Source organism: Azospirillum rugosum, from assembly GCF_017876155.1.
Taxonomy (GTDB): Bacteria; Pseudomonadota; Alphaproteobacteria; order Azospirillales; family Azospirillaceae; genus Azospirillum; species Azospirillum rugosum.
Window position 1 is genome coordinate 1 of sequence record NZ_JAGINP010000037.1, and the last position, 24,573, is coordinate 24,573.

25 protein-coding genes are annotated in these 24,573 nt (G+C 71.0%); 12 read left to right on the forward strand and 13 right to left on the reverse strand.

What is annotated here, in order from left to right; all coding sequences use genetic code 11:
* Positions 1 to 135 precede the first annotated feature (135 nt).
* Together J2851_RS33365 and cysQ are read right to left on the reverse strand one after the other, a co-directional pair.
* A complete protein-coding gene (locus J2851_RS33365) occupies positions 136 to 933 on the reverse strand; it encodes a ferritin-like domain-containing protein (protein WP_209772953.1) in 798 nt (265 codons plus the stop codon).
* A 7-nt stretch (positions 934 to 940) separates the two neighbouring features.
* Positions 941 to 1,717, reverse strand: coding sequence for a 3'(2'),5'-bisphosphate nucleotidase CysQ (gene cysQ, locus J2851_RS33370; RefSeq protein WP_209772714.1), 777 nt, complete (start codon positions 1,715 to 1,717; stop codon positions 941 to 943).
* Between the two features lie 98 nt (positions 1,718 to 1,815).
* Here cysQ and J2851_RS33375 point away from each other — a divergent pair, with 98 nt between their 5' ends.
* Positions 1,816 to 2,328 (forward strand): GNAT family N-acetyltransferase, encoded by a 513-nt coding sequence (locus J2851_RS33375; protein WP_209772716.1) that lies wholly within the window; start codon positions 1,816 to 1,818, stop codon positions 2,326 to 2,328.
* A 7-nt stretch (positions 2,329 to 2,335) separates the two neighbouring features.
* Here the strand turns inward: J2851_RS33375 and J2851_RS33380 are convergent, their stop codons facing one another.
* The 4 genes from J2851_RS33380 to J2851_RS33395 all read right to left on the reverse strand — a co-directional run bounded on the left by J2851_RS33380 (position 2,336) and on the right by J2851_RS33395 (position 6,612).
* Positions 2,336 to 3,103, reverse strand: a complete 768-nt coding sequence (locus J2851_RS33380; protein WP_370881333.1) for an EAL domain-containing protein — start codon at positions 3,101 to 3,103, stop codon at positions 2,336 to 2,338.
* Positions 3,104 to 3,217: 114 nt separating this feature from the next.
* On the reverse strand, positions 3,218 to 5,536 hold the full coding sequence (locus tag J2851_RS33385) for a xanthine dehydrogenase family protein molybdopterin-binding subunit (RefSeq protein ID WP_209772972.1): 2,319 nt from the start codon (positions 5,534 to 5,536) through the stop codon (positions 3,218 to 3,220).
* A gap of 135 nt (positions 5,537 to 5,671) precedes the next feature.
* Entirely contained in the window at positions 5,672 to 6,016 is a 345-nt protein-coding gene (locus J2851_RS33390) for a hypothetical protein (protein ID WP_209772729.1), read from the reverse strand.
* Positions 6,017 to 6,030: 14 nt separating this feature from the next.
* Positions 6,031 to 6,612, reverse strand: coding sequence for a hypothetical protein (locus tag J2851_RS33395; protein WP_209772732.1), 582 nt, complete (start codon positions 6,610 to 6,612; stop codon positions 6,031 to 6,033).
* 280 nt (positions 6,613 to 6,892) lie between these two features.
* Between J2851_RS33395 and J2851_RS33400 the strand changes: the two genes are divergently transcribed.
* The 3 genes from J2851_RS33400 (at position 6,893) to J2851_RS33410 (ending at position 9,126) form a co-directional block, all read left to right on the forward strand.
* On the forward strand, positions 6,893 to 7,588 hold the full coding sequence (locus tag J2851_RS33400; protein ID WP_246501107.1) for an SOS response-associated peptidase: 696 nt from the start codon (positions 6,893 to 6,895) through the stop codon (positions 7,586 to 7,588).
* A 151-nt stretch (positions 7,589 to 7,739) separates the two neighbouring features.
* Positions 7,740 to 8,141 carry a thermonuclease family protein gene (locus tag J2851_RS36160; RefSeq protein WP_307420918.1) on the forward strand — a complete coding sequence of 134 codons (402 nt, stop codon included), beginning with the start codon at positions 7,740 to 7,742 and terminating at the stop codon, positions 8,139 to 8,141.
* A 205-nt stretch (positions 8,142 to 8,346) separates the two neighbouring features.
* A complete protein-coding gene (locus tag J2851_RS33410) occupies positions 8,347 to 9,126 on the forward strand; it encodes a PhyR family response regulator anti-anti-sigma factor (RefSeq protein WP_209772738.1) in 780 nt (259 codons plus the stop codon).
* Positions 9,127 to 9,240: 114 nt separating this feature from the next.
* Here J2851_RS33410 and J2851_RS33415 read toward each other — a convergent pair whose 3' ends face one another.
* Complete coding sequence (locus J2851_RS33415) at positions 9,241 to 9,498, reverse strand: GlsB/YeaQ/YmgE family stress response membrane protein (RefSeq protein ID WP_209772740.1); 258 nt, start codon at positions 9,496 to 9,498, stop codon at positions 9,241 to 9,243.
* Between the two features lie 148 nt (positions 9,499 to 9,646).
* On the opposite strand from J2851_RS33415, the gene J2851_RS33420 reads away from it, so the two are divergent.
* The gene (locus tag J2851_RS33420; RefSeq protein ID WP_209772742.1) at positions 9,647 to 10,303 is read left to right on the forward strand and encodes a DUF4142 domain-containing protein; all 657 of its coding nucleotides are present in this window, start codon (positions 9,647 to 9,649) and stop codon (positions 10,301 to 10,303) included.
* 136 nt (positions 10,304 to 10,439) lie between these two features.
* Here the strand turns inward: J2851_RS33420 and rpe are convergent, their stop codons facing one another.
* Both rpe and J2851_RS33430 read right to left on the reverse strand, forming a co-directional pair.
* Positions 10,440 to 11,093: a ribulose-phosphate 3-epimerase gene (rpe, locus tag J2851_RS33425; protein WP_209772744.1), complete on the reverse strand. Its 654-nt coding sequence runs from the start codon at positions 11,091 to 11,093 to the stop codon at positions 10,440 to 10,442.
* Positions 11,094 to 11,179: 86 nt separating this feature from the next.
* Complete coding sequence (locus J2851_RS33430) at positions 11,180 to 11,482, reverse strand: acyl carrier protein (RefSeq protein WP_209772746.1); 303 nt, start codon at positions 11,480 to 11,482, stop codon at positions 11,180 to 11,182.
* 181 nt (positions 11,483 to 11,663) lie between these two features.
* On the opposite strand from J2851_RS33430, the gene J2851_RS33435 reads away from it, so the two are divergent.
* The 3 genes from J2851_RS33435 to J2851_RS33445 are packed head-to-tail and all read left to right on the forward strand — an operon-like array spanning position 11,664 to position 16,758.
* Positions 11,664 to 13,958, forward strand: coding sequence for a bifunctional acetate--CoA ligase family protein/GNAT family N-acetyltransferase (locus tag J2851_RS33435; protein ID WP_209772748.1), 2,295 nt, complete (start codon positions 11,664 to 11,666; stop codon positions 13,956 to 13,958).
* Positions 13,955 to 15,589 (forward strand): AMP-binding protein, encoded by a 1,635-nt coding sequence (locus J2851_RS33440; protein WP_307420921.1) that lies wholly within the window; start codon positions 13,955 to 13,957, stop codon positions 15,587 to 15,589. Before J2851_RS33435 ends, J2851_RS33440 begins: the two co-directional genes overlap by 4 nt.
* A gap of 50 nt (positions 15,590 to 15,639) precedes the next feature.
* Positions 15,640 to 16,758, forward strand: coding sequence for an NnrS family protein (locus J2851_RS33445; RefSeq protein WP_209772750.1), 1,119 nt, complete (start codon positions 15,640 to 15,642; stop codon positions 16,756 to 16,758).
* A 48-nt stretch (positions 16,759 to 16,806) separates the two neighbouring features.
* Here J2851_RS33445 and J2851_RS33450 read toward each other — a convergent pair whose 3' ends face one another.
* The gene (locus tag J2851_RS33450) at positions 16,807 to 17,940 is read right to left on the reverse strand and encodes an alpha/beta hydrolase (protein ID WP_209772753.1); all 1,134 of its coding nucleotides are present in this window, start codon (positions 17,938 to 17,940) and stop codon (positions 16,807 to 16,809) included.
* 78 nt (positions 17,941 to 18,018) lie between these two features.
* Between J2851_RS33450 and J2851_RS33455 the strand changes: the two genes are divergently transcribed.
* Positions 18,019 to 18,897, forward strand: coding sequence for an AraC family transcriptional regulator (locus J2851_RS33455; RefSeq protein ID WP_209772756.1), 879 nt, complete (start codon positions 18,019 to 18,021; stop codon positions 18,895 to 18,897).
* A 3-nt stretch (positions 18,898 to 18,900) separates the two neighbouring features.
* Here J2851_RS33455 and J2851_RS33460 read toward each other — a convergent pair whose 3' ends face one another.
* From J2851_RS33460 to J2851_RS33470, 3 genes are all read right to left on the reverse strand, one after another.
* Entirely contained in the window at positions 18,901 to 20,019 is a 1,119-nt protein-coding gene (locus J2851_RS33460; RefSeq protein ID WP_209772760.1) for a PLP-dependent cysteine synthase family protein, read from the reverse strand.
* 74 nt (positions 20,020 to 20,093) lie between these two features.
* Positions 20,094 to 20,510 (reverse strand): response regulator, encoded by a 417-nt coding sequence (locus J2851_RS33465; RefSeq protein WP_209772762.1) that lies wholly within the window; start codon positions 20,508 to 20,510, stop codon positions 20,094 to 20,096.
* A gap of 38 nt (positions 20,511 to 20,548) precedes the next feature.
* Complete coding sequence (locus J2851_RS33470; RefSeq protein ID WP_209772778.1) at positions 20,549 to 21,625, reverse strand: cobalamin B12-binding domain-containing protein; 1,077 nt, start codon at positions 21,623 to 21,625, stop codon at positions 20,549 to 20,551.
* A 229-nt stretch (positions 21,626 to 21,854) separates the two neighbouring features.
* Here J2851_RS33470 and ltnD point away from each other — a divergent pair, with 229 nt between their 5' ends.
* Genes ltnD through J2851_RS33485 form a run of 3 tightly spaced genes read left to right on the forward strand, consistent with a single transcriptional unit; the run spans position 21,855 to position 24,541 of the window.
* On the forward strand, positions 21,855 to 22,787 hold the full coding sequence (gene ltnD / locus J2851_RS33475) for an L-threonate dehydrogenase (RefSeq protein ID WP_209772780.1): 933 nt from the start codon (positions 21,855 to 21,857) through the stop codon (positions 22,785 to 22,787).
* A 5-nt stretch (positions 22,788 to 22,792) separates the two neighbouring features.
* Complete coding sequence (locus J2851_RS33480; protein WP_209772782.1) at positions 22,793 to 23,548, forward strand: SDR family oxidoreductase; 756 nt, start codon at positions 22,793 to 22,795, stop codon at positions 23,546 to 23,548.
* 3 nt (positions 23,549 to 23,551) lie between these two features.
* Complete coding sequence (locus J2851_RS33485; protein WP_209772795.1) at positions 23,552 to 24,541, forward strand: threonine ammonia-lyase; 990 nt, start codon at positions 23,552 to 23,554, stop codon at positions 24,539 to 24,541.
* Positions 24,542 to 24,573: the final 32 nt, after the last annotated feature.

Here is a 24,573-nt window from a genome sequence, read left to right on the forward strand (position 1 = left end):
ATCGCGTGGTCGTTCTGGCGAAGACGCCACCAGCAGCGGGCGCGGCGCTCTCATTGGAAACGCCGCACCCAAACCGATAGAGCCCGGCTGTAGTACTAGGGTGGGGGCCCAACGCGATCACCTCCCACGACCACCTCACTCCGCGATCGGCTCGTAGAACTCAGGCCCGAAATCGGCTGCCTGCCGGCTGGTCACGTTGAAGGGCTTCTTCAGACCGCCGCGGAAATAGCGCTTCACCAAGTCCTGCCAAGTCTCCACCGGGTCCACCCCGCGCTTGGCGCAGAGGTGGCCGAACCAGCGGCGGCCGGCGGCGACGTGGGTGATTTCCTCGTCGTGGATGGTCTGGAGCAGGGCGGCGCTCTCTTCGTCGCCGAACTCGCGCAGGCGGCGGACAGTGTCGGGGGTGACGTCCAGGCCGCGGGCTTCCAGCACCATGGGCACCACGGCCAGCCGGGCGGCGAGGTCGTGGGCGGTGGTGGTGGCCGCCTGCCAGAGGCCGTCATGCGCCGGCAGCTCGCCGTAGGCGGAGCCCATCTGGTTCAGCCGCTCTTCCAGCATCTGGAAATGCCGGGCCTCGTCGTCGGCGACCTGGACCCAGTCGTCGGTGAAGCCCTTGGGCATCCCTTCACCGACGAAGCGGCTGACGAGGTCCCAGGCGAGGTCGATGGCGTTCAGCTCGATGTGGGCGAGCGCGTGCAGCAGGGCGACGCGGTTCTGCGCGCTGCCGCCGCGGCCGCGCTTGGGCATGTCGCGGGGCAGCATCAGCGGCGGACGCTCCGGCCGGGCGGGGCGCTCCGGCGGGACGGCGGCGCCGAACTCCGAAATCCGGCCGTCGCGCCAGGCAGCGGCGTAGTCCCGCGTCAGGCGCACCTTCTCCAGCGGCGCCGCGGTGGTCAGCACCGCGACAGCCGCGTCGCACAGCGTGGTCACGATTGGTCCTTTATTGCCAGCCGTAGGCGATGAAGTTGGGGTTGAGAATGTCGGCCTTGCCGTAGACGAGCGGCGAGCCGTCCGGCTGCTCCACCCGGCCGCCGGCGCCGACCAGGACGGCGTGGCCGGCGGCGGTGTCCCACTCGCTGGTCGGGCCGAAGCGGGGGTAGAGGTCGGCCTTGCCCATGGCGACGGTGCAGAACTTCAGCGAGCTGCCGCAGCTGACCCGGTCCTTCACGGTGTAGCGGGACAGGAAGCTTTCGATCTCGCTGCCGCTGCCGTGCGAGCGGCTGGCGACGACGGTCAGGCCGTCGGCGGGCGGCCGGCGGACCTGGATGGGATAGTCGTGGCGGCCCTCCACCCAATGCACGGCGGTGCCCGGCCCGGCCGCGGCGAAGAGGTCGCCGGTCGCCGGGGCGTAGACGACGCCCAGCACGGGCTTGCCGGCGTCGATCAGGGCGATGTTGACCGTGAACTCCCCGTTGCGGCTGATGAACTCCTTGGTGCCGTCCAGCGGGTCGACCAGCCAGAAGCGCCCGCCGGAGATGTCCGGCTTGTGCCCGGCGGCCATGGCCTCCTCCGCCACCACCGGCACGCCGGGAGCGATGTGGTGCAGGGCGGGGGTGATGACGTGCTCCGCGGCCAAATCGGCCTGGGTGACCGGGCTGCCGTCGACCTTGGTGGCGGCGTCGATCCCGCCGTTGTAGAAGCGCAGGATCACCTGACCGGCTTCGTGCGCGATGGTCCGCACCTTGGGCAGCAATCTCGCGACGTCGGCATCGGTCATGAAGGGAACTCCGTAGGGCAAAGTCGAACGACCACCATAGCGCGCCCGGCATGTGGGCTGGAAGTGCCGGAAAGGGCTGGGACGAAAGGAGAATGCGGATGAGGACGGGCTGGCGGGCGATGGAGCCCGCGGACCTGGACCGGGTGATGGCGATCGCGGAGGTCGTCCACCCCGACTACCCGGAAGAACGCGCGGTCTTCGCCGAGCGGCTGGCTCTGTTCCCGGACGGCTGCCTGATGGCTCTGGCCGAGGGCACGGCGGTCGGTTACGCGGTCATGCATCCGGGCCGGCTGGGCGCGCCTCCTCCGCTCGATTCGCCGTTGGGAGCCCTGCCGGAGGGCGCCGACTGCCTCTACCTTCACGATGTGGCGCTTCTGCCGGCCGCGCGCGGGCTGGGGCTGGGCGTGTCGGCGCTGGAGCGCATGGAGGGCATCGCGGCCGGGCGCGGATTCGCGTGGCTGGCCCTGACCTCGACGCCGAAGGCGCGGGCCTTCTGGGACCGGAACGGCTTTACACCATATGACGGCGGGCCAGCCCTGGCCGCGAAGCTCGCCTCCTACGGCGGTGGAATGGCCTACATGACGCGGCCGGTCAGGAAAGCCCTGGCCTGAGCATCGCTCAGGCCGGTTCGTAGGCCGTGTCGGTGCGCGGCACCAGGGCCTCCAGCGCCGGCTTGGCGAACAGGTAGCCCTGCATCAGCGTGATGCCCAGGTCGCGCAGCGCCCGCGCCTCGGCGGCGGTCTCCACGCCCTCCGCCACCGGCGTGATGCCGAGGTCGCGGCACACCGTCAGGATGGCGGCGACGATGCTGCGCCGCGTGCGGTCGGCGTCGATGTTGCGGGTCAGCTCCATGTCCAGCTTCAGGATGTCCGGCTGGAACTCCGCCAGCAGGTTCAGGCCGGAATAGCCGGAACCGAAATCGTCGATCGCGGTCAGGAAGCCCTGGCGCTTGTACTCGGTGAAGATGCTCTGGAGATGGGCGCGGTCGACCACCCGCTCGTTCTCGGTCACCTCGAAGATGATCCGGTCGGGCGGGAAGCCGGTGCGGGCGGCGGCGGCCAGCGTCGCCCGGATGCAGGTCTCCGCCTCGTAGACGGCGTTCGGCAGGAAGTTGATCGACAGCTTCGCGTCGCGCAGGCCCAGGCGGGAGGCCAGCTCGATCGCCTTGACCCGGCAGCTCTGGTCGAAGGCGTAGCGCGTGTCGTTGGTCACCTGGCCGAGCACCCAGCCGGCGCCCTGGCCCGCGGGGCCGCGGACCAGCGCCTCATGAGCCCAGGGGGTGCCGGTGTCGGCGTCGACGATCGGCTGGAACGCCATGGTGAAGTCGAAACCGACCCCTTCGGCGCACAGCCCGCCGCACCCCTTGCCCGTTTTCGCCGACACCATCACCGCTTCCTTCGTTTGATTACAAACAGGAAATGAAATTGCGGAGACTTTGCATCAATTGCTATCTGTCCGAGGTGTGACATTGCGACCAAAATCGGCCTATGACCGAATCGGCTACTCCGCCGCCTGCCTTAGGCTGTGCTCCTGAATGGCCTGCCAGACGGCCTGCGGGGTGGCCGGCATGTCGATGTGGGTGATGCCGTACTCCGACAGGGCGTCGACCAGCGCGTTGATGACCGCGGGCGGCGCGCCGATGGCCCCGGCCTCGCCCGCGCCCTTCATGCCCAGCGCGTTGGTCGTGCTTGGTACGCAGTTCAGCTTCACTTGGATCGGCGGGATGTCCAGCGCGCGCGGCAGCTGGTAGTCCATGAAGGAACCGGTGAGCAGCTGCCCGCTCTCCGGGTCGAACACCACGCGTTCCTGCAGGGCCTGGCCGATGCCCTGGGCGACGCCGCCGTGCACCTGGCCGATGACCAGCAGCGGGTTCACGACCGTGCCGAAATCGTCCACGACGCTGTAGCCGACGACCTCCACCACGCCGGTGTCGGGATCGACCTCCACCTCCGCCACGTGGCAGCCGTTGGGGAAGGTGCTGGCCGGCGGGGTCCAGCGGGCCACCTCGCTGAAGGCGATGCCGCCGTCCGCGGCGGCCTTCGCCGCCACCTCCTTGAAGGTGACGCTTCGGTCGGTGCCGACGACGCTGAACAGGCCATCCTTGAACTCCACGTCCACGGCGGCAGTCTCCAGCAGGTCGGCGGCCACCTCGCTCGCCTTGGACACGACGCGCGCCGCCCCCTCCGCCAGCGCCGAGCCGCCGACCGGGACGGATCGGGAGCCGCCGGTGCCCGCACCCCAGCTGACGCGGTCGGTGTCGCCCTGCACGACCTCGATGTCCTCCGGCGGGACGCCCAGCCGGTCGGCGAGGATCTGCTTGTAGGCGGTCTCGTGTCCCTGGCCGTTGGTCTGGGTGCCGATCATCAGGACGATGCGGCCGTCGCCGTTGACCTGGACGGTCGCCTGCTCCGCGCCGCCGCCCGAGCAGGCCTCGATGTAGGTGGCGAGCCCGGCGCCGCGCAAGCGTCCGCGGGCCTTCGCCTCCGCCTTGCGGGCGGGCAGGCCGGCGAGGTCGGCCAGGGCCAGGCCATCCTCCAGGTTCTGGCGGAAGTCGCCGGTGTCGTAGGTCTGCCCCATCGGCGTGGCGTAGGGCATGGCGGACACGGGGATGAAGTTGCGGCGGCGGATCTCCGCGGGCCCGAGCCCGGTCTCGCGGCCGGCGTGGTCGATCAGCCGTTCCAGCAGGTAGGCGGCCTCCGGTCGGCCGGCGCCGCGGTAGGCGTCCACCGGCTGGGTGTTGGTGAAGACGCCCTTCACGCGCACATAGACCGCCGGCGTGATGTAGGAGCCGACCAGCATGGCCGAGCCCGCGTCGGTCGGGATGAAGGGCCCATAGTTGGACAGGTAGGCGCCGAGGTTGGCGACGGTGTCCACGCGCAGGCCCAGGAAGCGCCCGTCGGCGTCCAGCGCCAGCCGGGCGCGGCTGACGTGGTCACGCCCGTGGTCGTCGCTGAGGAAGCCCTCCGTCCGCTCCGCCGCCCACTTCACCGGGCGCTTCAGCCGGCGCGCGGCGAACAGGCAGACGACATATTCCGGGTAGTTGAACAGCTTCATGCCGAAGCCGCCGCCGACGTCGGTGGTGACGACGCGGAGCGCCTTCTCCGGCAGCTTGAACAGCTTGGCGAACTGGCTGCGCAGCCCGTGCACGCCCTGGCTGGTCACGTAGATCACAAGCCGCCCGGTCTCCGCCTCGACATCGGCGACGCAGGCGCGGCCCTCCATCGGGTTGGCGACGACACGGTTGTTGACGATCTGAAGCTCTACGACGCGGGCCGCCTTGGAAAGCGCCGCCTCGACCGCGGCCTCCTCGCCCTGCTCCCAGTCGAAGCAGAGGTTGTTTGGTGCCTCATCCCAGACCAGCGGCCGGCCGGCCTCCAGCGCCTCCACGGTGCCGGTGACGGAGGGCAGGTCGTCGTAGTCGACCATCACCAACTCCGCCGCGTCGCGGGCGGCCTCCGGCGTTTCCGCCACCACCACGGCGACGGGATCGCCGACGTGCCGCACCCGCCCCTTGGCCAGCGCCGGGCGCGGCGGCGATACGTAGGAAGAGCCGTCGCGCTGCTTCAGCGCGGCGTTGCAGGGGATCGGGCCGATGCCCTCCGTCTCCAGGTCGTCCACGGTGAAGACGCCCAGCACGCCCGGCTGGCCCGCCGCGTCCGCGCTGTCGATGCCGCGGATCACCGCGTGCGCGTAGGGGGAGCGGACGAAGGCCGCGAAGGTCTGGCCGGGGAGCGACACGTCGTCGGTGTAACGCCCGCCTCCGGTCAGAAGGCGCGCGTCTTCGGTGCGGGGGACCGGCTGGCCGATGCCGAACTTCATCATGGGGCTGGCTCTTTCCTTTGCCGCGGGCGGGGCCGTCTCGAATGGCCTAGGCACGGTAAGGTAGGGGGAAGCCGGGCCGCCGGGAAGTCCCCTTCGCGGCGACGCAGCGCCCCGCCACGCTCACGCCGGCCGTTACACCGGCGCGAACAGGTCGAAGCCCAGCGCCTGCTGCACCACACCGCTCACCGACTCCAGCACCGCCTTGATGGCCGCCTGGACGGCGATCTCGATCAGCTGCGCCTCGGCGATCAGCGTGTTCTGCAACGAGGACAGCTGCATGCCGAACAGAAGCTTGGCCGCCTCCGGCGTGTAGGCCGGGGGAACCTGGGCGAGGTCAGATTCGATGCCGGCGATGGTCTGGGCGATCTGCCGGAACTCCGCCGCGGCATAGGCGGAGGCGCGCGCCCAGTTGTCGCCGAAGGCGCTGGCGCCGGCCGACAGCATCTGCTGCACGAGGGTGTCGACGTTGAGTGCCATGGTGGGGCCTCCGCTCACATCTGGTTGCGTTTCTTGGCGAATTCGACCGCGAGGATGGCGCGCAGCGATTGCGCGGTGATGTCGCGGGTCCGCTGGGCCAGCGGGCCGGTCAGGTAGGTTTCGACCTGATGGATTTGCGCCAGCGTGTCGATCTGGCCCCGGACGTTCCGCAGCATCTGGACCGTGCAGTCGACGCCCCCGCCGCCGGCGGCCGGTGTCGTGTCGGAGGCCGCCGTGACCGGTGCGGGCAGGGCGCCGCCCCCGGCCGCGCCGAGGACCTGGCGGACGACGTCGGGAACCACGCAGCTGTGGGTGACGTCCTGCGCCTCCGCCCGCAAGGTCAGGGTGTCGACCGTCGCCCGCGCGTCGTCGTAGAAGGCGAGGTTGCCGTCGTAGCGGCCGGCCGGGTCCTTGGTCCGGCCGAGGCGGTCCATCTTCAGGATGAAGCTGTCGAGCGACTGGTGATAGGCGGAGACGCCCTTTTCGATCTCCGGATCATAGGGCGTCATCGGCTGCAGCATGGAGCAGGCGGCGGACAGGACCATCAGCGCCAGCAACGCCGCGGCTCGTGCAACATGTCTGTGGATGACGGTCATCGGTGTCCCGTGGAATTCCTTCGGATTGATGATCTTACCGATAACTCGCCATGCGGAAGAAGAATATTCCGCCATTGCTCGTGAGGCGACGTTCAATGTCCGTAGGTTGGGTGGAGCGCAGCGCAACCCAACACACGTTGCCATGCCGACTTTGTTGGGTTGCGCTGCGCTCCACCCAACCTACGGATCTCGGGCACGGAGGGCCCGGCCTGGAAGAAAGAGCGGCGTTCCCTTATCTTTGAGGCCCGGATTTCTCCATCGGTCAGGATGACGGCAGGCCATGTGCGGACGCATGCTTCTCACCACGCCCGTGGCGGAAATCCAGAAGGTCTTCGGCTTTCCGGAACGCCCGAACCTGACGCCGCGCTGGAACGTCGCCCCGACCCAGGAGGTGCCCGCCGTGCGGCGGGAGGAGGACGGGCGGCATCTGGCTCTGCTGCGCTGGGGGCTGGTGCCCTTCTGGGCGGACGACCCGTCCATCGGCGCGCGGCTGATCAACGCGCGCGGTGAATCGGTGGCGGAAAAGCCGTCCTTCCGCGAGGCGTTCCGCAAGCGGCGCTGCCTCGTCCCCACGGACGGCTTCTACGAGTGGAAGGCCGAGGGCAAGCGCAAGCAGGGCTACGCCATCCGCCGGCGCGACCGCGCCCCCTTCGCCTTCGCCGGCCTGTGGGAGCGCTGGAACGGCCCGAAAAGCGGGCCGGCGCTGGAACGGCCGCTGGAGACGCTGACCATCGTCACCACCACGGCGAACGCGGTGCTGAAGCCGCTGCACGACCGCATGCCGGTAATCCTGGACGCGGCGGACTGGGACCTGTGGCTCGACTCGGCGGCCCCGGCCCCGGTGCTGGAAGGGCTGCTGAAGCCGGCGCCGGACGACCTGCTGGAGGCCTACGCCGTCGGCCCGCGGGTCAACAACGTGCGCAACGACGACGAGGATTGCGCGGCGCCGCTCGATGACGCTCCTACGTTGTTCTGATCGGCGCTGGTCACTGGCCTTATGCCTTGCGGCGGCGCTCCTCGGCGCGCTGTCCGTAGGCCGTGCCGGACCGGCTTATGCCCAGGGGGGCACGACCAAAGGAAAGGTCGCCAGCACACCCAATGAGTTGTTAAAAGGTAGGGCGGTTGCCGTGGAAGGCGATCTTCTGTCGCTGAACGGCACGCCGGTTCGCCTGATGGGCATCGACGCTCCCGACCAGGAGCAGAAATGCAAGAACCGGTACGGCCACGAACTCGACTGCTTCCGCATCGCCACGGCCGTGCTGGCAAGCTTGGTCAAGGACGAGGAGGTTTCGTGCACGATCGCCGAGCAGGACAGGTTCGGGCAGAGGATGGGCGAATGCCGCGTCCGCGGCGTCGACCTGGGCGCGGCGATGGTGTCCCGGGGCTGGGCCTTTTCCTACAGAAGCCTGTCGCCGGCCTACACCTCCGGCGAGGCCTTCGCGCAGAGCCGCCGCCTCGGCCTGTGGTCGGGCAAGGTGGAGAAGCCATGGCAGTGGCGATCGCGCCAGTTGCGGGAAAAGGCGCGCTGACGCCGGTTTACACTTTTGGCCCCGTCTTGACCTCTGCCAACGGGGGAAGGGGCACTTAGCTTTTTTTCGGTTCGCCCGTCGGGGTCGGCCGTGATAGTGTTTCAGAGTGTTAACAGTTGATTAAAGTTGCCAAACTCCGACCAGGTCCGGCGCATGGGGCGCCGGGGTCCGGCGGGGGCCAACGAACGGCGCGGAAGAACGGGTCATGCGAGTCTACGCACGCCAACTGTACGATCATTTGCCCTACCTGCGCCGCTACGCGCGCGCCTTGACCGGGGCGACCGAACGCGGGGATGACCTGGTGACCCGCTGCGTCGAGGTCGCGGTGATGGCTCCCTCGCGGTTCGGGCTGGAAAAAGGGGCGCGGGTGCCGCTCTACGCCCTGCTAAACCTGCTGTTCGACGATGAAGGCGAGGGGCGCCCGGCCCCGTCGCCCCATCCCATCGAACGGGCGCTCGCCTCCCTGCCGGAGGGGGAGCGGCGCATGTACCTCCTCATCACGCTGGAAGGCCTGTCGGTGCCCGAGGCGGCGCAGGTTCTGGCCATCTCCACCGCCGACGCCCAGGAACGGCTGACCGTCGCCCGCGACAAGGTGCGCAACGCCCTGACCCAGCGCGTGCTGGTGGTCGAGGACAACCCCGTCCTGGCGATGGAAATCGGGGAACTGGTCACCGACATGGGCCACGTCGTCTGCGGCACCGCCAACAACGAGCAGGAGGCGCTGGAGCTGCTGGAGGCGGAAAAGCCGACGCTGGCGCTGCTCGACGTGCGGCTGGCCGACGGCGGCAGCGGGGTGGAGGTCGCCCGCCGGCTGCGCCAGAAGCGCTCCATGCGGACCATTTTCGTCACGGCCTTCGACGGCGACCTGGAGGAGGCGGACGCCCGCCACCTGGGCCAGATCGTCCGCAAGCCCTTCACCAACGAGGCGATCCAGGCGGCCATCTCCCGCGCCGTGTTCATGCCGACGCCGGTGGCGCTGGCCTGACGGATCGGAATGAAGCGGTCATGAAGAGAGGGCGGCCCGCGGGCCGCCCTCTTGGTCTTTGCGGTCGGGGTGCGGGTGGTCGGACCCCTTATGGATCAGACCCCCCTTGATGGATCAGACCGTCGTGCGGCGGCCGACGACCATGCGGTAGATGGCCAGGATGACGATGGCCCCGACGATCGCGCCGATGAAGCCGGCCCCTTCGCCGGCCCGGTACCAGCCGACCGCCTGGCCGAGATAGGTGGCGACGAACGCACCGGCGATGCCGAGAAGCGTCGTGATGATGAAGCCGCCCGGATCGCGACCAGGCATCAGGAACTTGGCGACGATGCCGGCAATGAAGCCGATGATGATCGTCCAAAGGATACCCATAACCTCTCTCCCTGCTGTTGCGGGACCCTTCCCACGGCTCCATAACGCCCAATGCGCCGGTTTGGTTCTGCCCGAATGGGGGAACCTTTGCGGATGACCCCATGTTGTCGGGCCAAACCCAAACGTTCCTCAGCAAGGGAAACGCCGCATGAATCGCAACCACGCCAAGACTTTGGCCGCCGCCTTCGTGGCTCTGTCCGTGTCCGCCTTCGGCGCCGCCGCGCAGGCGCAGTCCCTACCGCCGACCACCCGTCCGAGCGTCAGCGGCGATCTGCTGTTGCAGGAGGGGGCCGCCAAGGGCATCGCCGATCCCAGCTCGTCGCTCGCCGGCAAGGTCCGGACCCTCGGCGAGGCCTCCACGGCCGACAGCTTCGCGCAGCAGGCTGCGGCCAGCGGCCTCTTCGAGGTCGAGTCCAGCCGTCTGGCCATGGACCGCTCCAACCAGGACGGCATCCGGGCCTTCGCCCGGCAGATGGTCCAGGATCACACGGCGGGCAACCAGCAGCTCATGGCGCTGGCGCGCGCCAACGGCAGCAACCCGGCGCCCATGATGACCGGCCAGCAGGAGCAGATGATCACGCAGCTGCAGCCGCTGTCGGGCCGCGACTTCGACCGCCAGTACCTGGTCAACCAGATCCTGGCGCACCAGGAGACGATCCGCCTGTACGAGACGGCGCGCACCTCCAGCGATCCGGGCATGCAGCCCTACCGCGAGTTCGCGGCGCAGACGCTGCCGATGCTGGGACAGCACCTCCAGCACGCCCAGGCGCTGGCGGGCTCCGGCGTGCCGACGGCGTCGCAGTAACCTTCAAGGATTTTCACCACGGAGGCACAGAGACACAGAGTGGGCTCCAGGCGGGACGACGTTCGGCCGGTGGCCGACGAATCTCCCGGTGAGCTCTGTGTCTCCGTGTCTCTGTGGTAAATCCGTTATCAGCTCATCAACGCAGCTTGCTGATGTTTTCGGCGTAGTGTTGCGGGCCGCCGGTGAAGGTGGCGGTGCCGGCGACCAGGACGTCGGCGCCTGCCTCGATGGCGATGCGGGCGGTTTCGGCGTTGATGCCGCCGTCCACCTCCAGGTCGATCGGCTTGCCCAGCGCGTCGATCCGGCGGCGCAGCTCGCGGATCTTTGGCAGCTGGCTCTGGATGAAGCTCTGCCCGCCGAAGCCGGGGTTGACCGTCATCACCAGGACGAGGTCGATGTCTTCCAGGATGTAGTCCACGACCTCCAGCGGGGTGGCCGGGTTCAGCGAGATGCCGGCCTTCTTGCCCAGCGACTTGATCAGCTGGATGGTCCGGTGCACGTGCGGACCGGCCTCCGGATGGAAGGTGATGATGTCGGCCCCGGCGTCGGCGAAGGCGGCGACATAGGGGTCCACCGGCGCGATCATCAGGTGCACGTCGAAGGGCTTCGCCGTATGAGGCCGCAACGCCTTCACCACCGCCGGGCCGATGGTGAGGTTCGGCACGAAATGGCCGTCCATCACGTCGATGTGGATGTAGTCGGCGCCCGCCGCGTCGACGGCGCGCACTTCCTCGCCGAGCCGGGCGAAGTCGGCGGAGAGGATGGACGGGGCGATCTTGACCGGGCGCATGGGCGGTGTCCTCGAAAGGGCTGTCGGAAAGGCGCCTTCCCATATCACGCCTCGCCCGCGCCCCCAACCCGCGAAATCGCACCCTTTCAGCGCGCCGGGGAACCGGGTTGCGCAGCGTCCCGTGAGAGGGCCTTCGCCAGATAGGACCGGCAGCCGTCCAGCGTGGTCAGCTGCGGATAGTCCAGCTCCGGCACGCGGACGTTCAGGGCGATCTCCAGCTTCATGACGAAATTCAGGAAATCGACGGAGTCGAACTCGAACTGGTCGCGGAACGGCCGGTCGGGTACCAGCGTCGCAAGGTCGGCATCGGGCGCCACCGCGCCGAGGCAATCCAGCACCGCCCGTTCGATCCGATCCGCATCGGTTCCGGTCCCATCGGTTCCAGCCATGGCTTGTCCTCCCGCCTGTCCTGATCCCGCGCTCATTGGCCTGGCTTCCGTCGGCCGCAACTCCAGGGCATCATATCGCAAAAGGCATCACACCCGTCGCCCCAAGGCAATGGTCGGCACCGTGACCGGGCACCCGGCAAAAGGCAAGGCGTGTGAGAGCCGCGAGGGGGAGTGAAACCGCATGCCGGTGCGCGATCTGGATGCCCTGTTCCGCCCCAAGGGGGTGGCGGTCGTCGCCGACGGCGACCCGCCGCTGGCCCGCGTCGCCGCCCGCAACCTCGCCGGCGGCTATGGCGGAGTCGTGCAGCGGGTGGAGACCTCGGCGTTGGGCGGGCTCGCTTCCGTGCCGGAGCTGGTGCTGATCGCAGCGCCCGCGGAGCGGCTGCCCGCGCTGGTCGCGCAGGCCGGGAAGGGCGGGGCGAAGGCGGCGATCCTGCTCGGCGGGCACGGCGATGGCGATCCCAACCTTGCGGACGCGTTGAAGGACGCGGCCCGCGGTTCCGGCCTGCGGCTGCTCGGGCCGGGGAGCCTGGGCGTCGCCATGCCCGGCAAGCGCTTCTGCGCCGGGGCGTTCCACCGCGCTCCGCCGGCTGGGCGCGTGGCGCTGGTGGCGCAGTCCGGCACGCTGGCCGGCGCGGTCGTCGACTGGGCGCAGCGGCGCTCCGTCGGATTTTCCCACGTTGCGGTGACGGGCGACGGGGCGGACATCGGGCCGGGCGACCTGCTGGACTATCTCGCCGCGCAGGACGACTGCCACGCCATCCTGCTGGTGCTCGACCGCCCGCCGGAGGCGCGCCGATTCGTCTCCGCGGCGCGGGCGGCGGCGCGCCAGCGGCCGGTGATCGTCCTGCGGACCGGGCGCGGGGAGGGCGGGGACGCCGTGTTCGACGCGGCCATTCGTCGCGCCGGCCTGCTGCGCGTCTTCACGCTCGAGGAGCTGTTCGACGCGCTGGAGACGCTGGCCGTGGCCGCGCCGATCCGCGGCGACCGGCTCGCCATCGTCGCCAACGGGCGCGGGGTGGGACGACTGGCCGCCGACGCGCTGCTGGACGGCATCGGGCGTTTGGCCGTGCCCGCGGGACTGTCCAACCCGCTGGACCTCGGGGAGGGGGCGGAGGGGGCGGCCTACGCCGGGGTGCTGTCCCGCCTGTGCGCAGACCCGGCGGTGGACGCGGTCCTGCTGCTGCACGCGCCGACCGCGCTCGTTCCGGCGGGGGAGATCGCGCGGACGGTGGCCGCGGCCATCGACACCCACAGCCGCACGCCGGTGCTGACCAGCTGGCTCGGCGAGCGCGACGCCGACCATGCCGCGGCGGAGCTGGCCCGCCACCGCATTCCCGTCTTCGACACGCCCGACCGCGCGGTGCGCGCCTTCCAGCATGCGCTGGCCTTCCGCCGCAACCAGGAGCTTCTGGCCGAAACCCCGCGCTCGACGCCGGAGGACGTCCGCCCCGACCTCGAGGCCGCCCGCCGCGCGGTCGCCACCGCGCGGGAGGCCGGGCGCGTGGCCTTGACCGAGGCGGAGGTGGGGGCTCTGCTCGCCGCCTACGGCGTGCCGTTGGGCGGCGCGGACGCCGTTCCCGGCCACGACCTCGCCGTGGGCTTGAGCGAGGACCGGCATTTCGGTCCGGTGATCACGGTGGGGCACCTGACGGCCCGTCTGGCCGGCGAGACGGCCGTGGCGCTGCCGCCGCTGACCATGACGCTGGCCTGCGACGCGCTGCGCCGCGTTCCCGCCGTCACCCTCGCCGAGGAGGAGGGGCTGGCGCCCGCGGCGCGCGACGCGGCGGCGGCGCTGCTGGTCAAGGTGGCGCAGATCGCCGTCGACCTGGAGGATGTGGCGCACCTGACGCTGGCCCCGCTGCGGCTGGGGCCGGAGGGGCCGGTGGTCGGCGGGGCCTCCGTGCGGCTGGTCGAGGCCGGGCGGCGGCGCGCGCCTTTCGCGATCCTTCCCTACCCGTCGGACCTGGAGCGCCCGCTGCCGCTCGCCGATGGGCGCAGCCTGCTGGTCCGCCCGCTGGTGCCGGAGGACGAGCCGGCCATGAAGGCCCTGTTCAAGCGGCTGACCCCGGCGGAAATCCGCCTGCGCTTCTTCACCCAGAAGCAGGAGCTGAGCCACGGCATCGCCGCGCGCATGAGCCAGCTCGACTACGACCGCGAGATGGGTTTGGCGGTCGCCGACCCCGGCCGGCCCGGCACCACGGCGCTGCATGGCGTGGTGCACCTCGCCCGCGCCGCCGACGGAGAGCGGGCGGAGTTCGCCATCATGCTGGCCCACGACATGGCCGGGCTGGGCCTCGGCCCCGTGCTGATGCGCCGCATCCTCGACCACGCGCGGGCCAAGGGGCTGAAGGAGGTCTATGGGGAGGTGCTGCACGAGAACCGCGCCATGCTGCGCCTGTGCGAGGCCTTCGGCTTCCAGCGCCGCAGCTCGCCGGACGATCCCGGCGTCACCCACGTGGTGCTGGCGCTGTGACCGCCGCCGCGCCGGATCGGGCGGCCTATTGGGCGGCCGAGGCGGTCCCGCTGACCGGGCCGTGGGGCGGCGTCAACATGGCCTGGGCGGCGGTGGACCGGCATGTGGCGGCGGGGCGGGGGGACCGCCCGGCGCTGCGCTGGACCGGGCGCGACGGTGCCACGGCGACGCTGAGCTACGCCGACCTGTCCGAGGCGAGCGGGCGCTTTGCCGCCCTGCTGCGCGGGCTTGGCGTGGGGAAGGGGAATGTGGTGGCGTCGCTTCTGCCGCGCCGGCCGGTGCTGTACGCGGCGGCGCTTGGCGCGCTGAGGGCCGGCTGCGTCCACGCCCCGCTCTTCGCCGCCTTCGGGCCGGAGCCGCTGCGGCTGCGCCTGACGCTCGCCGGGGCGCGGGCGGTGGTGACCACTTCCGCCCTGTGGGCGCGCAAGGCGCCGGCGTCCCTGCCGGACCCGTTCGACGCGCTGCTGGTGGACGGGGAGGGCTGGGAGGATCGGCTGGCCGCCCTGGAACCGGCGCCTTGCGTCTCCACCGGCCCGGACGACCCGGCGCTGCTGCATTTCACCAGCGGCACCACCGGCGCGCCGAAGGGGGCACTGCACGGCCACGGCGCCATCGTGGCGCAGCACGCGACGGCGCGCGACGCGCTCGGCCTGCGGGCGGGCGACGTCTTCTGGTGCACGGCCGATCCCGGCTGGGTCACCGGGACCGTCTACGGATTGCTGGCGCCGCTGGCGGTGGGCGCCACCCTGGTCGCCGACGAGGGCGATTTCGATCCCGCCCGCTGGTACGCCCTGCTGGAGCGGGAGCGGGTGTCGGTCTGGTACACCACGCCGACCGCCATCCGGATGCTGATGCGCGCCGGCTTGGATCTTCCGCGCCGCCACGACCTCTCCGCGCTGCGCCACGTCGCCAGCGTGGGCGAGCCGCTGAACGCGGAGGCGGTGACCTGGGGCGAGGCCGCCTTCGGCCGGCCCATCCACGACACCTGGTGGCAGACGGAGACCGGCGCCATCATGCTCGCCACGCCTCCGGGGCAGCCGGTGGTGCCGGGCACGCTCGGCTTCCCGGTGCCCGGCATCGAGGCGGATGTGCTGGCGCAGGCGGGCGAGGCCGGGGAACTGGTTCTGCGCCCGCCCTGGCCGTCGATGTTCCAGGGCTATCTGCACGACGAGGCGCACAGCCGGGCCTGCTTCACGGACGATGGCTGGTACCGCAGCGGCGACCTCGCCCGGCGCGATCCGGACGGGCGCTTCCGCTTCGTCGGGCGGGCCGACGACATGATCAAGACCTCCGGCCACCTCGTCGGCCCGTTCGAGGTGGAGAGCGTGCTGCTGGAACACCCGGCGGTGGCGGAGGCCGCGGTGATCGGCCGGCCCGACCCGGTGGCGGGGGAGGTGGTGGAGGCCTTCGTCGCGCTGAAGGCTGGTGTCGTGGGGGACGACGCCCTCGCCCGCGACCTGGTCGCCCACGCGCGCCGCCGGCTCGGCCCCGCGCTGGCGCCGCGCGCGATCGCCTTTGCGGACTCCCTGCCGCACACGCGCAGCGGCAAGATCCTGCGCCGCCTGCTGAAGGCCCGCGAGCTGGGACTCCCGGAGGGCGACACGTCGACCCTGCAAGACGGCGGGAGATAAGGCGCGGCGTTCCGGGTTAAGGTGGCAGTCTTTCGCCAGTCGAGCGCCTCATGTCCTTCTTCGTTCCGCCGACGCCCCGGCGCCCCTGGGGACACCGCCTGTTCTTCCCGGCCGCCGCCCTTTACGCGGCGCTCAGCGTGCCGCTGTGGGTGGCCGGCTATTTCGGCTGGCTCGGCATCGGCTGGACGCCGGCGCTGCACGCGCACGAGATGCTGATGGGATACGCGCTGGCGGTGGTCGGCGGGTTCCTGCTGACGCGTCCGTCGAAGGCTGCGCTCGGCCTCGCCTTCGCGGCGTGGCTGGCCGGGCGCGTCGCGGTGCTGGGCGGGGTGCCGCCGGCGATCGCGGCGCCGCTGGCGCTGGCCTATCCGGTGGTGCTGTTCGCGGTGGCCGGGGTGCCCTTCCTGCGCGCGGCGAAGAGCGGCCACAACACGCTGTTCGGCCCGGTGATCGGCGCCTTCGCACTGGCCGAGGCGCTGGCCTGGTGGGGCGGCGACGGCGGGCGCACCGGCGCGCTGTTCGCCCTGCACCTCGTCGGCATCCTGATGCTGGTGATGGGGGGCCGGATCATCCCCTCGGCCACCGCGGGGGAGGTGCGGCGGCAGGGCGGCAAACTCGTCGAGCGCGTGCAGCCCCGGCTGGAATGGGCCGGCGCCGCCGGCGCGATCCTGGCCGCGCTGACGGTCGCGGCCGGCACCTGGCCCTGGCCCGTGCCGTGGATCGGCGCCGCGGGCGCCTTCGTCGCCGGCCTGACCGCCTGGGCACGGCTGGCCCGCTGGCGCACCGACGCGGTGCTGCGCCGGCCCGACCTGTGGAGCCTGCATCTCGGCTATGGCTGGCTTGGGCTCGGCTGGCTGTTCCTGGGGATCGAGCGGCTGGACCCGCTGGCCGACGGGGCGGCGTGGCACGTGATGGGGGCGGGGGCGCTCGGCACCCTGGCAGTGACCATGATGGTCCGCGCGACCTTGCAACGGGAGTCGCTGCCGCCCGATTTCCCGCGCCCCGCAACGGCGGCCGTGGCGCTGGTCAGCCTCGCCGCCGCGCTGCGCGTCGCCGCGGCGAGCACCGCCCCGGAATGGCTGATGCCCGCCGCCGCCGCGGCCTGGGCCGCCGCGCACCTGCTGGTGCTGTGGGTGCTTCTGCGCGTGCCGAAGCGGTTGTGGGTGTAGCCCGCGTTCGTCATTCCCGCGAAAGCAGGAATCCAGCAAGAGCCGCGATCAGCGGCGATATGAGTCGACGCCCGATTCATATGACGCCCGGACGGGCGTCTGGATTCCCGCCTTCGCGGGAATGACGAGAGAGTCTGTTTCGATCCGCGGGCCGGGCGGGAATCCGTGTCCGTTCGGTTCCGTCGCCCAGCGGATCGCCTCGCCCAGGCGGGCGAGCGCTTCGCGGCTTTCCGGCAGTTCCCGGCCGTGCGCCTGGAATTCGTGGGTCATGTGCTCCCAGACCTCCAGCCGGACCTGGGCGCCTTGCTCCTGCACCGTCCGGGCGAAGTCGCGGATCATGTCGACGAGGATTTCCTTGCCGCCGGCCTGGAGGTAGAGCGGCGCCAAGCCCCGGAAGTCCTGGGCGATGGGCGACAGCTCCGCGTCGGTGAAGCCGCCCGACCCCTTCAGCCATTCCGCGAATTGCAAGGTCATGTAGCCTTGCACGAGGTCGTAGCGGTCGTTGCCGAACTGGCTGGCGCCGCGCCGGCCGACGTCGGTCCAGGGGCTGAGGGCGATCCCGATCGCCGGTTGGGGAAGGCCCTCGCCCGGCAGCGCGGCGATGGTCATCAGCGTGAGATGGCCGCCGGCGGAATCGCCGCACAGCACGAGGCGGGCCGGGTCGATCCCCTGGCCGAGCAGGAAGCGGTAGGCCGCCAGCCCGTCCTCGATCTGCGCCGGGTGCGGGTGTTCGGGCGTCAGGCGGTAATCGGGGGCGAAGATGGGCAGGCCCAGCGTGTCGGCCAGCATGGCGATGAAATGGCGCGTCACGGCGGCGTAGAAGCTGTAGCCGCCGCCGTGGAAGTAGAGCAGCGTGGCGTCGCCTTTTGGTGAGTGCGGGATGAACCAGTCGCCGCGCGGCTCGCCGGGGCGGCTCGGCCGGATGTCGACCGCCGGGTTCGCCTCCACCACCGCGACGAGGCTGTCGAAATAGGCCCGGCCCTCGGCGATGTTCCCGAGCGCGAAGGCGTGGTTGAACTGCGCGCGCCAGAACAGGTTGCCGACCTCGAACGGGATCGGCCATTCCGGCACCAGCGGCCGGCCCACGGCGCGGCGGGCCAGCACGCGGAGCGTGGCGAGGGCGAGGGCGGCGAGGCTGCGGGCTTTGTGGCGGAAGCGCCCCTGGAGTAAGATCTTGGACATGGTCGGGCTCCGATGGTCGGTCGGCGCCATCTCGCCGGACGCCCGGCCGGCCGTATAGAACGGAGACGTCAACCCGCCATGGCCTCCACCAGATCCGCCCGCCTGCTGTTCCCGCGCGCGGCCCTGGGCGCTTGCGTCTTTGTCGGCATGGAGCGGGACACGCGCGGGCGGACGCTGACCGACGACCAGCGCTTCAATCACTTCCCGGCCTCGCCGCTGGCGGTGGTCTCCTGGATCTTTGACGGGACGCTCCACATGGTGGAGGAACGCGAACCCGAAGGTGCGCCGCAGCTCGGCCAGCCGCTGCCGCGGCTGTTCCTGACCGGGCCGCAGCGCCGCCCCTTCGCCAGCTGGTCGCCGGGGCCGGTGCACGCCCTGTCGGTCGCCTTCTACCCGGAAGCCCTGGCGCGCCTGACCGGGGCCGGTGCGGACCAGCTGATCGACCGCATCCGGCCGCTGGAGGAGGTGGCGTCCGACCCGTTTCTCGCCGCCTGCCGGTCTCTGTTCGACGCCGGCCCGGACGACGCGCCGTTCCGCCGGCTGGAGGAGCAGTTGGATCCGCTGTGGTCCGGTCCATGCCCGCGCGACGCCCGCGTGGCGCCGTTGCTGGGGGACTGGCTGCGCACATTGGCAGCAAAGGCCGTGCTGTCCAGGGCGGGCCGCGGCGTGCGGCAGATCCAGCGCCGCATCAAGGAGGCGACCGGACAGAGCCAGCGCGACCTGCAGCTCTTCGCCCGCGTGGAGGAGGCGGTGGTCCGCGCCAGCGCCGCGCGCGACGGGGCGCCCCTGGACCTCGCCGGGCTGGCCGGCGACGCGGGCTTCGCCGACCAGTCGCACATGGGCCGGGACATCCGCCGCGTCACCGGCCTGCCGCCGGGACGGCTGGACGAGCGCGTCGCCCGGGACGAGGCCTTCTGGTTCTACCGGCTGATCGGCGAGAGCCTCGGCGGGAAATGACGCTCAGCGCTCCACCGACTCCAGCCCTGCGCCGTCCCCAAGATCGTCCCATTGGCCGGTGCGGAAGAAGGCGTCGATGCGCTCCACCCACGGGTCGATGTCCAGGCCGTTGGCGGCCAGCCAGTCGCGGTTGAAATAGGTGCCGGCGTAGCGTTCGCCCGGATCGCAGATCAGCGTCACGACGCTGCCCTGCCGCCCGGCGCGCATCATCTCGGCGATCAGCTGGATGGAGCCCACCATGTTCGTGCCGGTGGAGCCGCCGCAGGACCGGCCCAACCTCTCCCGCAGGACCCAGACGGCGGCGACGCTGGCGGCGTCCGGCACCTTGATCATGCGGTCGATCACGCCCGGCTGGAAGGACGGCTCCACCCGCGGCCGGCCGATGCCCTCGATGCGCGAGCCGCGGTCCATTGTGGCTTTGGGGTCGTGGTTCCGGAATCCGTCGAAGAAGGCGGAATGCTCCGGGTCGGGCACGCAGACCCGCGTCGCCATCCGGCGGTAGCGCACGAAGCGCCCCATGGTGGCCGAGGTGCCGCCGGTGCCCGCCGCACAGACGATCCAGTCCGGCACGGGGTTCGGCTCCTGCGCCATCTGCTCGAAGATGGACTGGGCGATGTTGTTGTTGCCGCGCCAGTCGGTCGCGCGTTCCGCGTAGGTGAACTGGTCCATGAAGTGGCCGTCGCAGGCCTCCGCCAGCCTCATCGCCTCGGCGCAGACTTCCGACGCGCGCTCCACCATGTGGCAGCGGCCGCCGTAGAACTCGATCTGCGCGATCTTGGCGGGGGAGGTGCCGCGCGGCACCACCGCGACGAAGGGCAGGTCGAGCAGCTGGGCGAAATAGGCCTCCGACACGGCGGTGGAGCCCGACGACGCCTCGATCACCGTGGTCCCCTCGCGCACCCAGCCGTTGCACAGCGCATAAAGGAACAGGGAGCGCGCCAGCCGGTGCTTCAGGCTGCCGGTGGGGTGGGTGGATTCGTCCTTGAAGTAGAGCGTGACGCCCGGCGCCGCCGGGATCGGCAGGCGCAGCAGGTGCGTGTCGGCCGACCGGTTGAAGTCCGCCTCGATGCGGCGCAGCGCCTCGTCCAGCCAGGGACGCGCGGTCGGAAAAGCTCTGGTCATGGCATCCTATCCAACGATGATAGGTACTCGAATAACCGCCTTTTCGACAGTTTGCACCTGTGAAATGGTTGGGCTCAATGGGTGCTTCCCAGATCCTGGACGGAGCCGAAACCGATCAGACCGCGCACATGGGTCAGGAGGTCCACGGGCGAGACCGGCTTGTACAGCAGCGAAATCCCCCGGTCCTTGACGATGGCCGCGGTCTGCCGGGACGTGTCGCCGGTCAGGACGGCGAGGGGAGCGTCGGGAATGTCGTCGGCCAGCAGTGACAGCCGCGCGTCGAACGACAGCCCGTCGTGGAGGTGGTAGTTCAGGACCACCGCCGCCGGGGTGATCTCGAAGCGTTTGCACAGCCGCAGGGCTTCGCCGATCGAGCGGAACGCCAGCGTCTCGTAGCCGGCGGCGGAAAAGAAGACCTGAAGGCTCATAAGAACCAGATCGTCGTCGTCGACGAACAGAAGTATGGGAACGTTCCCTGGTGTTTCCGGCATCGAGTGCTCCTTGTCATCTCCCCGCATCGCGCCCCTTGTCAGGGCAGGAGGCGGTTCGCGAGATCCAGCGCGCTGGCCGGGTCCTGCGCGACGGCGGTCCCCTCCAGCCGGTCGGCGATCCCGGGGGCGGCCGCAAGGGCTTGTCCGCCGATGAGCACGGGCAGGTCGCGCGTGTCGGGGTGCGCGCGGATGGCGCGCAGGATGGTGCGGGCGCTGCGCAGATGCATGCCCATGGACACGGACAGGAGGAGAAGGTCCGGCCGCGCCTCCGCCGCCATGCTGACGATCCCGGCCATGGGCACCGACGCGCCGAGGTAGGTCGTCATCCACCCCGCGGCTCCGAACCGGTCGCAGACGAGGCGCAGCCCGAGGTCGTGCTGGTCGCCGCCGACGGAGGCGGCGACCAGCGACCGGCCGTTCCGGTGCTGTTTGCGCAGGGTGACGATGCGGGGATAGAGCTGCGCCACGGCCAGCTGGGTGATGGCGGAGCAGCGGTGCTCCTCCGCCACGGTGATGCGGTTCAGCTCCCACAGGCGCCCGATTTCATGCTGCACGGGGGTGATGATGCTCTCGCACACCTCCTGAAGCCCGAGGCCTTGCGCGAAGGTCCGCTTGACGAGGGCGATGGCCTGGTCGGTCCGCCCTTCCATGGCCGACAGGAAGTAGCGCCGCGCCAGCCCGTCGAGAGCATCGGGCCCGACGGGCTCGTCGGGGTCGGGAAGGACCGGCGCGTCGTCCAGCGCGGCCCGCGCGGCGGCCAGGATGGGAAGGATCGCCTCGGCCGACGGCTTGGGCAGCAGCCCCGCGATGGCGTCCGTCAGGCAGTCGAGGTTTGCGGCAAGGTCGGCGGGCTGCACGCCCCGGCTGGCCAGGACACGGCGGGTCCACAGCGTGTAGCCGGTGAACAGGGCGGGGCTGTCGAAGGCCGTGGCGTTGACGAGGAAGGCGAGGTGGAAGGTGTTGTCCAGCGTGCAGGAGGCGCGAACCTGTTCGGCCAACGCTTTTGGAATGATGGGCCGCGTGCGGAACAGCTTGGTCATCGTCGCGTCGATCACCCACCAGCTGCGGGCTTCCAGGCGTTCCGCCGCGTCTTCCCGATCCTCGATGGTGGTCATGGGCCGCCTCCAAAGGCCGCCTCGATGGGCTTGGGCGAAGACGCTGGGCGTGTGCACGGCTTCGACGTCTCCTTGGTCAACGGCATGCGTGCGGTGCAGTTCCGCCATCCGTCGGTAGGCGTACCCACCGCCGCGGCTTGACGCATCGTCGTCCGCCCCCGACACTTCCCGCCAACGCCGCGGCAGACGGCAACCGAAAGGCGCGGGCGAACCGCCCGCAGGGGGGACGATGAGCGACGACCACACCAAAGCCCGCGTCGCGGGCGTCATCGGGCTGGGCTCCATGGGCATGGGGGTGGCCCTGTCGCTGCTGCGCGCGGGCTTCCGCGTCATCGGCTGCGACGAGGCCCCGGCCAAGTGCATGAGCCTGGTCACCCACGGCGGGGAGGCCGCCGCCACGCCCGCCGAACTCGGCCGGCAGGTGGACCGCGTGGTGATCCTGGTGGCCACCGCCGACCAGGTCGAATCCGTGCTGTTCGGGCCGAACGGGATCGCCGCCACGCTGCCGAAGGGCGGCTGCGTCGTCCAGTCGGCCACCGTGCCGGCGGCCTACGCCGCGGACGCGGGACGACGGCTGGCCGATATGGGCCTTCTGATGCTGGACGCGCCGGTCAGCGGCGGCCCGGTGAAGGCGGCGGAGGGGCGCATGACGATCATGGCGTCCGGCCCGCAGGAAGCCTTCGCGCGGGCGGAGGATCTGCTGGCCGCAGCCTCCGGCACGCTGCACCGGGTGGGGACGGAGCATGGACAGGGCTCCGTCGTGAAGACGATCAACCAGCTGCTGGCCGGCGTGCACATCGCCGCGTCCGCCGAGGCGATGGCCTTCGGCATCCGCGCCGGGGTGGACCCGCAGCGCATCTACGACGTCATCACCTCCAGCGCCGGCAACAGCTGGATGTTCGAAAACCGCGTGCCGCACATCCTGAACGGCGACTACAGCCCGCACAGCGCGGTGGACATCTTCGTGAAGGACCTGGGCATCGTCGTCGATTCGGCGCGCCGCATGACCTTCCCGACCCCGCTCGCCTCCACCGCGCTTCAGATGTTCACCATGGCGGCCTCGGCGGGCCTTGGGCGGGAGGACGACGCGGCGGTCATCAAGATCTTCGAGCGGCTGGCCGGCATCACGCTGCCGGAGCCCAAGGACAACCCGGAAGGCTGACCACCATGAGCGAGCCCCTGAAGTCCCTCATCGTCACCGGCGGCAGCCGGGGCATCGGCGCCGCGGTCGCGCGGATGGCCGCGCAACGCGGCTACGCCGTCACCTTCTCCTACGTCGGCAACGCCGAGGCGGCGGAGGCCACCGTCAAGGCCATCACCGAGGCCGGCGGGCAGGCCCAGGCCGTCCGCGGCGACGTGGCGCGGGAGGAGGACGTGCTGGCCCTGTTCGACGCCGCGGAGGCGCGCTTCGGCCGCGCGGCCGGGCTGGTCAACAACGCCGGCATCGTCGGCCCCTACGGCCGGCTGGACGAGGCTCCGGCCGAGGGCATCCGGCGCATGCTGGACATCAACGTGCTGGGGGCGATCCTCTGCGCGCGGGAGGCGGTGAAGCGCATGTCCACGCGCCACGGCGGGGCCGGCGGGTCAATCGTCAACCTGGGCTCCATCGCCGCGGTGCTCGGCGCGCCGAACGAGTATGTCGCCTACGCGGCCAGCAAGGGCGCGGTGGACAGCATGACCGTCGGCCTTTCCCGCGAACTGGCGCGGGACGGGATCCGGGTCAACTGCGTGCGTCCCGGTCTGATCGATACCGACATCCAGCTGATCCCCGGCGTCGGGAGCCGGCTGGACAACCCGGCCCTGACGCCGCCCATGGGGCGTCCCGGCACCGCGGACGAGGTGGCGGAGAGCGTGCTGTGGCTGTTGTCCGACGCCGCGTCCTATGTGACCGGCGCCATTCTCAACGTTTCCGGAGGTCGCTGACCCATGACCGCCACCAATCTCGCCTTCGACTACCAGGACGTGGTGGAGGCCGCGCGCCGCCTGGACGGCTACGCGGTGCGCACGCCGCTGCTGGAGAACGCCTTGCTGAACGAGCGGGTCGGCGGGCGCGTACTGCTGAAGCCGGAGGTCTTGCAGCGCAGCGGCTCCTTCAAGTTCCGCGGCGCCTTCAACCGCCTGTCGCAGTTGAGCGAGGATGAGCGCAAGGGCGGGGTGGTCGCCTGGTCGTCGGGCAACCACGCGCAGGGCGTGGCCGCCGCCGCCGCGATCCTGGGCCTGCGCGCCGCAATCGTGATGCCCAAGGACGCCCCGGCGCTGAAAATCGCCAACACCCGCGGCTATGGCGCCGACGTCGTGCTCTACGATCGCTGGACGGAGAGCCGAGAGGACATCGCGCGGGGGATCGCGGAGGAGCGCGGCAGCGCCACCGTGCCGCCCTTCGACCACCCGCAGATCATGGCCGGGCAGGGCACCGTCGGGCTGGAGATCGTAGAGCAGGCGCAGGCGCTGGGCGCGGTGCCCGACGATGTGATCGCGCCGTGCAGCGGCGGCGGCCTCGTCTCCGGCATCGCCACCGCGGTGAAGCACTTCTTCCCCGACACCCGGGTGTGGAGCGCCGAGCCCGCCGGCTTCGACGACGTCGCCCGCTCGCTCGCGAAGGGGGAGCGCGTCGGCAACGAAGGCGGCCACGCGTCGATCTGCGACGCGCTGATGTCGCCGTCGCCCGGCGCGCTGACCTTCCCGGTGATGAAGGACAAGCTCGCCGGCGGCCTCGCCGTCACCGACGCGGAGGTCCAGGCGGCCATGGCCTATGCCTTCACCGTGCTGAAGCTGGTGGTCGAGCCCGGCGGAGCCGCCGGACTGGCGGCCGTGCTGTCCGGCAAGCTTCCCGCCCGGGGCCGCACTGTCGCCGTGGTGTTGAGCGGCGGCAACGTCGATCCGGACACCTTCGTGGATGCGCTGAAGGTCGGGTGAGGAAGCTCCCTCTCCCGCCCCGGGAGAGGGAA

What these genes read in the sequence shown, in the direction of transcription:
- J2851_RS33390 (WP_209772729.1), bottom strand. Translation starts at nt 6,016, where the DNA reads ATGGCACTCAACGTCGACACCCTCGTGCAGCAGATGCTGTCGGCCGGC.
- J2851_RS33380 (WP_370881333.1), bottom strand. Translation starts at nt 3,103, where the DNA reads ATGGTGTCGGCGAAAACGGGCAAGGGGTGCGGCGGGCTGTGCGCCGAA.
- J2851_RS33455 (WP_209772756.1), top strand. Translation starts at nt 18,019, where the DNA reads ATGGCCTCCACCAGATCCGCCCGCCTGCTGTTCCCGCGCGCGGCCCTG.
- J2851_RS33445 (WP_209772750.1), top strand. Translation starts at nt 15,640, where the DNA reads ATGTCCTTCTTCGTTCCGCCGACGCCCCGGCGCCCCTGGGGACACCGC.
- ltnD (WP_209772780.1), top strand. Translation starts at nt 21,855, where the DNA reads ATGAGCGACGACCACACCAAAGCCCGCGTCGCGGGCGTCATCGGGCTG.
- J2851_RS33415 (WP_209772740.1), bottom strand. Translation starts at nt 9,498, where the DNA reads ATGGGTATCCTTTGGACGATCATCATCGGCTTCATTGCCGGCATCGTC.
- J2851_RS33485 (WP_209772795.1), top strand. Translation starts at nt 23,552, where the DNA reads ATGACCGCCACCAATCTCGCCTTCGACTACCAGGACGTGGTGGAGGCC.
- J2851_RS33385 (WP_209772972.1), bottom strand. Translation starts at nt 5,536, where the DNA reads ATGAAGTTCGGCATCGGCCAGCCGGTCCCCCGCACCGAAGACGCGCGC.
- J2851_RS33460 (WP_209772760.1), bottom strand. Translation starts at nt 20,019, where the DNA reads ATGACCAGAGCTTTTCCGACCGCGCGTCCCTGGCTGGACGAGGCGCTG.
- J2851_RS33420 (WP_209772742.1), top strand. Translation starts at nt 9,647, where the DNA reads ATGAATCGCAACCACGCCAAGACTTTGGCCGCCGCCTTCGTGGCTCTG.
- cysQ (WP_209772714.1), bottom strand. Translation starts at nt 1,717, where the DNA reads ATGACCGATGCCGACGTCGCGAGATTGCTGCCCAAGGTGCGGACCATC.
- J2851_RS33395 (WP_209772732.1), bottom strand. Translation starts at nt 6,612, where the DNA reads ATGACCGTCATCCACAGACATGTTGCACGAGCCGCGGCGTTGCTGGCG.
- J2851_RS33465 (WP_209772762.1), bottom strand. Translation starts at nt 20,510, where the DNA reads ATGCCGGAAACACCAGGGAACGTTCCCATACTTCTGTTCGTCGACGAC.
- J2851_RS33410 (WP_209772738.1), top strand. Translation starts at nt 8,347, where the DNA reads ATGCGAGTCTACGCACGCCAACTGTACGATCATTTGCCCTACCTGCGC.
- rpe (WP_209772744.1), bottom strand. Translation starts at nt 11,093, where the DNA reads ATGCGCCCGGTCAAGATCGCCCCGTCCATCCTCTCCGCCGACTTCGCC.
- J2851_RS33450 (WP_209772753.1), bottom strand. Translation starts at nt 17,940, where the DNA reads ATGTCCAAGATCTTACTCCAGGGGCGCTTCCGCCACAAAGCCCGCAGC.
- J2851_RS33435 (WP_209772748.1), top strand. Translation starts at nt 11,664, where the DNA reads ATGCCGGTGCGCGATCTGGATGCCCTGTTCCGCCCCAAGGGGGTGGCG.
- J2851_RS33470 (WP_209772778.1), bottom strand. Translation starts at nt 21,625, where the DNA reads ATGACCACCATCGAGGATCGGGAAGACGCGGCGGAACGCCTGGAAGCC.
- J2851_RS33375 (WP_209772716.1), top strand. Translation starts at nt 1,816, where the DNA reads ATGAGGACGGGCTGGCGGGCGATGGAGCCCGCGGACCTGGACCGGGTG.
- J2851_RS33430 (WP_209772746.1), bottom strand. Translation starts at nt 11,482, where the DNA reads ATGGCTGGAACCGATGGGACCGGAACCGATGCGGATCGGATCGAACGG.
- J2851_RS33480 (WP_209772782.1), top strand. Translation starts at nt 22,793, where the DNA reads ATGAGCGAGCCCCTGAAGTCCCTCATCGTCACCGGCGGCAGCCGGGGC.
- J2851_RS33400 (WP_246501107.1), top strand. Translation starts at nt 6,893, where the DNA reads ATGTGCGGACGCATGCTTCTCACCACGCCCGTGGCGGAAATCCAGAAG.